The following is an 8,493-nucleotide window of genomic DNA, read 5'->3' on the forward strand; positions in this document are numbered from 1 at the left end:
CGGAAATGTCTGGAACCGGTGCCGCCGTTCACCCCCATCCCGTTCGTTTTCAGTCAGCAGGAGACAAGCAGCCCGATGCCCCGCGACATGATAGATGACATGCAGGTAACCGTCCTTCCTGCACTGGAACAGACCATTCTTGGTGTTGTCCTGATTGATGAAAACAACACCATAACCTTTTTCAACCGCGCGGCGGAAAGGCTGTGGCACTGCGCACGCCAGGATGTGATCGGGCGCAATGTCAACGTGCTTGTGCCGCGCAACATCCGCTCCACCCATGACGACCTGATCCGCCACAACCGCGAAACCGGGATCAACAAGATCGTCGGCACCAGCCGCGAGGTGCTGGTCGAACGGCTGGATGGCACCAGTTTCTGGGCCAACCTGTCGCTGTCGCGCATCGCGGTGGACGGCAAGATCGGTTACATGGCGCTGATCCGCGACATCTCTCAAGAAGTGGATGACCGGGAGAAGATCCGCCTGCTGTCGCTGGTGGTGCGCGAAACCGACCGGGGCGTTGCCATCCTGGACCCCGAATTCCGCATCATTTACGTCAACCGCGCCTTCAGCGACATGTTCGGCTTCGGCCCCGAACGGGTAACGGGCCATGGCCTGTCGGTCATCCTGGCGGGGGACACGACGGATATCGGCATCCTGAACAAGCTGCATGAAGGTGCGCGCAACGCCCGTGGCTTCACGCTGGAAATCCGCGCCCGCCACGCCAGCGGCCGCGATATATGGGTGTCGGCGGCGATGAACCCCGTCTTCAGCGAAAGTGGCGAGGTGGAGAACATTGTCGTCGTCCTGACCGACATTACCGAACAGCATTTCCTTGACAGCCTGCAGCGCGACACGCTGGAGGCGATTTCAAGCGACCTGAACCTGCATGAGGTCATGGACTTCATATGCCGTCGCATCGAACACTACATTCCCGATGTCATGCCCGCCATCTACCTGGTGGAAAAGGATGAACACCTGAAATGCAAGGGCCGCGCCAGCCTTCCGCTGTCGCTGGTCAAGCTGTATGACACGCTGCCCATTGGCGATGGCGCGGCCTGTTCCGGCATTGCAGCGGCCACCGGCAACGTGACCGAATGCCCCGACATCGCCCACGACCCGCGCTGGCAGCACCTGCGTGAACAGACGCTGCATAACGGCATCAAGGCCGCGCGCGCCACCCCCATCATCCTGCGCAACAACCGCATAGCGGGGGTATTCACCTGCTATTCCCGCACTGACACCCTGCCCGATGCCGCGTGCCAGAAGGCGGTGGCCACCAGCCTGCACCTGTGCACGCTGGCCATTGAACGGCACGAGGCGAAGGAACATATCAACCGCCTGTCGGATTTCGACCTGCTGACCAGCCTGCCCAACCGTCGCTGGCTGCGCCAGAACATGGCCCGCATGCTGCGCCGTCATGTGCGCGGCAACCTTATGCTGCTGACCGTGGGCGTGGACAACTTCAAGCATATCAATGATGTGTTCGGCCATACGGCAGGGGATGAACTGATTGCCTATATCGCAGGCCAGCTGCGCGAGGTGCTGACCATTGACGACACGCTGGTGCGCAGCGGGGGGGACCAGTTCACCATTGTCACCAATGGCGAACAGCAGCATGCATCCTCCCTCAGCGCCACGATCCTGCGGGTGCTCGGCACGCCCACCCATATCGGCGCCGTGCCGGTCAGCCTGTCCGCAAGCCTGGGTGTGGCCGTCCACCCCGAAAATGGCGAGGACGGGGATACCCTGCTGAAAAACGCGGAAACCGCCATGTTCCAGGCCAAGGCGAATGGCGGTGGCCACTGCTGCTTCTTCAGCCCGCGCATGAACCAGCAGGCCAGCGACCGGCTGATCCTTGCCGCCGCCCTGCGCGACGCCATCGCCCATGACCGGCTGCGCCTGTTCTATCAGCCGCAGGTCCATGCCCGCAGCGGCCAGCTGTATGGGGTGGAGGCGCTGTCGCGCTGGATCGACCCGTCGCTTGGCTTCGTGTCCCCCGCGCGCTTCATTACCGTGGCGGAGGAAACCGGCCAGATCGAGGCGATCGGCAAATGGTCCCTGCGCGCGGCATGCATGCAGATGGCGCAGTGGATGCGCGACGGGGTGGACGTGCCGGTGGTGTCGGTCAACCTGTCGCCGCTGCATTTCCGTGATGAAACGCTGCCGGAATTCGTTGACAGGCTGCTGAATGAAACCGGGATTCCGCCACAGCGCCTGACAATCGAGATTACCGAAAGCACCATGATCGATAATTACGAACGCACCATCCGCGTGGCGCAGAAACTGCGCGAGATGGGGGTCGGCATGTCGATGGATGATTTCGGCACCGGGTTCTCCAGCCTGTCCAACCTTGCGGGCCTGCCGGTGAATGAGGTGAAGATCGACCGCAGCTTCATGACCGGGCTGGAAAGCATTGAAAAGGTTCGCGCCGTGGTCATGGCCGTGGTCCGCATTGGCCAGAGTCTGGGCATGACCGTGGTGGCCGAAGGCGTGGAACATGAAGAACAGCGCCGCCTGCTGGCGGACATGGATTGCGACGTGCTGCAGGGGTACATGTTCTCCAAGCCGCTGCCGGCGGAAGAACTGGCGGCATGGTTTTCCGCCTATCAGCCCGACGGACTGGTGACCGGCAAGGGAAAGGGGGCCTGAGTCGTTCCCGGGATCATCCGTTCAGATGCTGATGGAAAGGAAAAAATTTCCGGATACCGTCTTTTTTCATAAAGGCGCTGCTTCACCGCGCTTTTGACACCATGATATGGCCGGTGTCCCGTGCGCAGGCCACCAGAAACGGGTGCCCGGCGGGGATCGCGGGGCTGCTGCCATAATCCCTGCCCATGCGGCGGGCCGTTTCGCCCATTCCCGGTCCGGATGCGGGCCATGTTGTTCCGGCGCTCCCGCCCGCCGGGCCTGCCGCGCGGGCTGCCGGCATGCAATGGCCGGCATATGCCCGTCAGGTTATGGCGTCCGCTGCCGCAACGCGGTAACACGCACAGACAGCGTCCATCTGAGGGAATAGGGAAAGCAGCACCGTGAATATTGATGGCCATATCGTCCTGTCAGACCGGGTCATGCCGGGTCGTGTCGTGTTCGATACCTCAATTACCGACGTGCGGCCGCTGTCGCATAACGTGCCCGACCGTTATATCCTGCCGGGATTCATCGATGCCCACGTCCATGGCGGCGGCGGGGCCGATACCATGGATGGCGTGGTCGCGATCCGCCATATGTCCATGTTCCATATGGCGCAGGGCACCACGACCCTGCTGCCGACCACCATCACCGCGCCATGGTCGGACATAACCGATGCGCTGCACGCCGTGGCCGATGTCATGCGCAATGGCACCTATGGCGGCCCCAGCATTCCCGGCGCGCATCTGGAAGGGCCGTTCATCAGCCCCCACCGCCTTGGCGCGCAGCCCGCGCACGCCCTGCCGCCCGTGCCCGCGCGGGTCAGCGCGGTAATCAGGACCGGCGCCGTGAAGCTGGTGACGCTGGCGCCGGAAGTGGAACATGCCGATACCGCCATCCAGCAGTTCGTCAATGCGGGCATACGGGTCAGCATTGGCCATACGCAGGCGGATTATGAACAGGCTGACCGCGCCATCTGCCGCATATGTGGCGGCGGCGGGGTTGCGGGTGGCACGCACATGTTCAACGCCATGCCGCCTGTCATGGCGCGCGCACCCGGTCCCGCCACGGCGCTGATGTGCAGCGACGATGCCTATGCCGAGATGATTTTCGATACCCACCACGTCCATCCCGCCCTGTTCCGCCTTGCGCACCGGGTCATGGGGCGGCGGCTGGTGTTCGTGACCGACGCCATGCGCGCCACCGGCGGCGGCGACGGCCCCAGTTCGCTGGGGGGACAGGCCGTAATGGTGCAGGACGGGGTGGCGCGCCTGCCGGACGGGACGCTGGCGGGCAGCGTGCTGACGCTGGACCAGGCGCTGCGCAACGCCATACAGGCGGGGGCGTCCCTGCCGCAGGCGGCGGCGCTGGTCAGTACCCATGCCGCCAGCTGGCTGGGGCTGAATGACCGCGGCGCAATCATGCATGGGCGCCGTGCGGACATGGTGGTGATGGGACCGGACCTGACGGTGCAGGAAGTCTGGGTGGCCGGTCGCCGCTGCGCATAGGCCGGGGCATTTCCGCTGGCCCTGTCGCGCCAGCGCGCCTAATACTGCGTGCGTTCGCGTATGAAGGAAGGAATGTTTCCAGCCCCATGGTGTCCACCCGTTTCCTGTGTTCCGGTCCATGGCGCGCCTGGAGCTGACGACATGCCAGGAACGCGCGCTGGCGGAAACCCTGACCGCGCGCGAAACCTGCGCCACGCACCTGCTGACCGGCTATGCCGGGACGGGCAAGACCACGCTCATGCAGCGTGTCGCCCGCGCCCTGCGCAAACAGGGGGCCGAGGTGGTCTTTACCGCCGCGACCCACAAGGCGACCGCCGTGCTGAAGGCGCGGGTGGGCAGCCTTGCGCCGTGCCGCACCATCCATAACGTCCTGTCGCTGCAACCCGGCACGCAGGATGGCGGGCGCGAGGTGCTGCAGCGCGCCGACCGGCCCGAACCGATCACTGCCGATGTCATCATCATTGACGAATGTTCCATGGTGGGATCGGAACTGATGCGCTGGGTGCGTGAACTGGTGCCCGACCGGTTCGTGCTGTTCGTGGGGGACCCGGCGCAGCTGCCGCCGGTGGGGGAGGCGATCAGCCCGTCATTCGCCATCCGCTCGGCCTCGCATCTGGAAACGGTGGTGCGGCAGGCAGCGGGCAACCCGCTGGTCGCTGCCGCGACCGCCATACGCGAAAGTCAGGGCGGTCCGCTGGACTGGTCATGGTGTCGCGCCAATCACCATGACGGCGCTGGCCTGTTCATGCCCCGCACGCCCGATGCATGGATGCAGCGCGCCTTCACATCCGATGAATTCCGCACTGACAGCGACGCTTTCCGGTACCTGTGCTGGACCAATGCGCGGGTGGATGCGGTCAACCGCATGGTACGGCGCTGGGTGCATGGGGGAGAAACACCCACCCCCTTTGTCGCGGGCGAGCGCGTGATCGCCCGCGCCCCGGTGATGGATGTGGAAGGGCGCCGCGTTGTCGTCGCCACCAATGAGGAGGCGGAGGTGATCGACATCCGTCCCACCATCCTGCGCCATGCCTTTCCTGCCACGTCCAGGGTTGCGGGCTGGACCACCGAACTGCCGGTGCATGATGTTGTGCTACGGACACTGGCGGGCGAGGAAGTGCCCGTGCCCATCCTGCGTCCCGGTGCGGACATGGCGGCCATCGAACGCCGCCTGCGGCGCGAAGCGGCGGAGGAACGCGCGCGCTGGCAGCACCGTTTCGTGTTCCGCCGGGGGATCGGGCGGCTGCAGGCCGTGTATGCCATGACCGTGCACACCGCGCAGGGCAGCACGTTTGGCCGCGTATTTGTCGATATTGGCGATATTACACGCCGGGCCGCGACGAACGTGCTGGAAACGCAGCAGCTGCTGTATGTGGCGGCCACACGCCCGTCCACCGCCATGATCCTGACGGGCCTGCCCGCGCACCGGAACACGGGGCAAGGCGGGGCCTGACGGGCGGTACATTACCCCCGGGGGGATTATTTAAAAAAATATTTCCGTTACATGATAAAATTATTTTCAGATGTATTTTTCACACATTTTATTTCCACATTTCAAGACATTTTCATGAAATATTAAACTGTTTGCGCAATGGTCATGGCTCATGCTTACGGCATGAAACATATGCCATCCACCCCTTGCCATATTGTGCGGCAGGGGGACGATGGATAACAGGTGACGAAAGAAAGAACACGCCCGTACTGTTGTCATGCAGCCCGGGTGATTACTTGACCAGACCGGCCGTTTACACTGTCCACGCGGGTGTAGGCAGGCCGCCCCGCTCCGCCGTTACTGACAACGGGGGCAGGGCATGCAGCACGCGACGGGGGCCTTCATCCCGGTCGTGACAGGCGAGGCAACCGAACTGGCGCCGCAGCATTCAGGGCGACATGCCCCGGCGGCGCAGAGGGAGAAGAGCAGCGCGATCCACCCCTGACGGATCGCGGTAAACCGGGTATTCCGCCCGACCTGCGCGGCGGCGGGGACCATGCCCGGGCCAGACGTGATCCAGATCATGGCGGCAGCCGGACGGACCGCATATTCATGCAACCGTGCCATGTCGTTCATGATGACCCCAGCGGTCGGGACGCATCACATCCGCCATGCCCGCCATCGGGCCGCGCATGGCGGAATACTTACAGAACAGGCTGCGGCAGTCGTTCGACAATTACATGAAAATATAAGATGTGCGAAAAACTAAACAATTCCAGATGTTTATTCTGCATGTATTTTACAAATTAACTTATGGCAAAATTATGTCATTAATCACGACTGTCGCAGTCCTGTTGGGAACAGAAAAAGATAAAGATGTCTTTAACGCAGCCTCATAATCCTTCAGCCGCAATGGAACGCAGTTTTGGCGACCGGCAGGAATTCATGACGGAAGATACCCCCGCCAGCATGCACTTCCATGTGGTGAGCGGGGGGGCGCGCCTGTTCAAGTCCCTGCCGGACGGGCGGCGACAGATCATCGGGTTCGCCCACAAGGGCGACGTGCTGCCTGCCTATCCCTGCACCCATTATGACTATAGCGCCGAAGCCATGCGCACGCTGCGCGTGGCGTGCGTGCCCGCGCCCTACCTCCGGCACCTGCATGAAACATCGCCCGGTGCGTGCGCGGCCTCCCTGCGCACGACGCGGCAGCTTCTGGTGGGGTTTCACAACCGGCTGCTCATGCTGGGACGCCAGACGGCGCGTGAACGGCTGGCCGCCTTCCTGATCGGGCAGGGAACCCGGATGGGAAGGGGCGAACTGTGGCCGGTCGATCCCGGTATTTCCCGCGCCGACATAGCTGATTTCCTTGGCCTGACAACCGAGACGGTCAGCCGTCTGCTCAGCGCCTTTCACCGGGAAAAGCTCATCTCCCGCGAACGGCGCGCCATACACATTCTCGACCCTGACCGCCTGCGCGCGATCGTGGCCCATTCCGAATGACAGCGAAGAAAGACAGCACGCAGATGCCCGAGATCACAGCACTCACCACCGAAATCCTGCTGCCCGCGCTGGAGCAGGCGATCGACGCCACGGTCATCATCGGCCAGGATAACGAGATCATATTCTATAACCAGGCTGCGGAATCCCTGTGGGGCATCCCGCGCGCCAATGTCATGGGCCGCAACGTGGACTGCCTGGTGCCGATGCGCCTGCGCCATGAACATGACCGCTACATCGACCGCAACCGGGAAAGTGGCCATAACCGCATTGTCGGCACGTCGCGCGAAGTGGAATTCACGCGTGCGGATGGCGAATACATCTGCGGCGAACTGTCCCTGTCGAAGGTGCAGATCGACAAGGATGGCCGGAAGCTGACCTATTACATGGGCGTGATGAAAAACGTCACGGAGGAAAGCCAGCGCCGCAAGATCCTGATCCTGCAGAACGACGTGCTGCAGGCGCTGGCCAGCGACATGCTGATACAGGATATCGGGGAACTGATCTGCCGCAAGGTCGAGGCCTTCGTCCCCAATTCCGTCGCTGCCCTGCTGGTGCTGGATGACGCGCAGCCGTGGCGGGTGATCTGCACCTCCGCCCTGCCGCCGCGCATCCGCAACGCGCTGGAAACCACCGTGCCGTCGCCGTCCGATGTTGAAAAGCTTATGGCCAACCCGTCCTATACCGGTCGTCTGGTATGGGACAATTACCAGTCCATGTGCCGCTCGCTGGGGCTGCAGTCGTGCTATGCCGCCCCGGTGCTGGCGGGCGACGGGCGGGTGACGGGCATTTTCGCGCTGTACCTGCGCGAACCCAACCAGCTTGGCGCATGGCCGCAGCGTCTGGTCGGATCGTGCCTGCCGTTCTGCGCGCTGGCGCTGGAACAGCACGCCACCAAGACGCACCTGACCCAGCTTGCCCGCTATGATTCCCTGACCGGCCTGCTGAACCGCGGCGCGCTGCACCGGGTGATGGAGGACATCATTGCCCAGCCGGGCAACCGGACGCTGGCGATCTTCATGCTGGACATCGACCGTTTCCGCGACATCAACGACGCGCTGGGCCATGTCTATGCGGACCAGTTCCTGGTAGAAATCGCAGGCCGCATCCGCTCCATCGCCAGGGATGATTATGTTATCAGCCGCTCGGGCGGGGATGAATTCGTGGTGGTGGTGCCCGACTGCGAAGGCAAGCGGATCGAGGAAATCGCCCACACGCTTCTGGAAACCATCGGTCGTCCGCTTCAGATCGGCCAGAACACGCTGTCCATTTCGTGTTCCATCGGCATAAGCACGTTCCCCGCCAACGGGCCGGACAGTGAATCGCTGCTCAGCCATGCCGATACCGCCATGCGGCAGGCGAAGGAAGACGGGCGCGGCATCTTCCGCTTCGCCAACCTTGAAAAGAACCAGGTGGCGCAGGACC

The 8,493-nt window shown here is 63.1% G+C and carries 7 protein-coding genes; 5 read left to right on the forward strand and 2 right to left on the reverse strand.

What is annotated here, in order from left to right; all coding sequences use genetic code 11:
* Positions 1-75 precede the first annotated feature (75 nt).
* Positions 76-2,649: an EAL domain-containing protein gene (locus tag B7449_RS06190; RefSeq protein ID WP_048883482.1), complete on the forward strand. Its 2,574-nt coding sequence runs from the start codon at positions 76-78 to the stop codon at positions 2,647-2,649.
* Positions 2,650-2,731: 82 nt separating this feature from the next.
* Here B7449_RS06190 and B7449_RS19695 read toward each other — a convergent pair whose 3' ends face one another.
* On the reverse strand, positions 2,732-2,929 hold the full coding sequence (locus tag B7449_RS19695) for a hypothetical protein (RefSeq protein ID WP_039735838.1): 198 nt from the start codon (positions 2,927-2,929) through the stop codon (positions 2,732-2,734).
* Between the two features lie 100 nt (positions 2,930-3,029).
* On the opposite strand from B7449_RS19695, the gene nagA reads away from it, so the two are divergent.
* Together nagA and B7449_RS06200 are read left to right on the forward strand one after the other, a co-directional pair.
* Positions 3,030-4,136: an N-acetylglucosamine-6-phosphate deacetylase gene (nagA, locus tag B7449_RS06195; protein WP_039735839.1), complete on the forward strand. Its 1,107-nt coding sequence runs from the start codon at positions 3,030-3,032 to the stop codon at positions 4,134-4,136.
* 118 nt (positions 4,137-4,254) lie between these two features.
* Positions 4,255-5,589 carry an ATP-dependent DNA helicase gene (locus B7449_RS06200; RefSeq protein ID WP_039735876.1) on the forward strand — a complete coding sequence of 445 codons (1,335 nt, stop codon included), beginning with the start codon at positions 4,255-4,257 and terminating at the stop codon, positions 5,587-5,589.
* Between the two features lie 336 nt (positions 5,590-5,925).
* Here B7449_RS06200 and B7449_RS06205 read toward each other — a convergent pair whose 3' ends face one another.
* On the reverse strand, positions 5,926-6,204 hold the full coding sequence (locus B7449_RS06205) for a hypothetical protein (RefSeq protein WP_048883484.1): 279 nt from the start codon (positions 6,202-6,204) through the stop codon (positions 5,926-5,928).
* A gap of 276 nt (positions 6,205-6,480) precedes the next feature.
* Here B7449_RS06205 and B7449_RS06210 point away from each other — a divergent pair, with 276 nt between their 5' ends.
* Both B7449_RS06210 and B7449_RS06215 read left to right on the forward strand, forming a co-directional pair.
* Positions 6,481-7,071: a Crp/Fnr family transcriptional regulator gene (locus tag B7449_RS06210; RefSeq protein WP_264996595.1), complete on the forward strand. Its 591-nt coding sequence runs from the start codon at positions 6,481-6,483 to the stop codon at positions 7,069-7,071.
* On the forward strand, positions 7,068-8,493 hold a 1,426-nt coding region (locus B7449_RS06215), incomplete at its 3' end, for a diguanylate cyclase domain-containing protein (protein ID WP_244465747.1). The genes B7449_RS06210 and B7449_RS06215, both read left to right, overlap by 4 nt.

Origin of the sequence: Komagataeibacter intermedius TF2, from assembly GCF_000964425.1 — a bacterium.
In the GTDB taxonomy this organism is placed as follows: domain Bacteria; phylum Pseudomonadota; class Alphaproteobacteria; order Acetobacterales; family Acetobacteraceae; genus Komagataeibacter; species Komagataeibacter intermedius.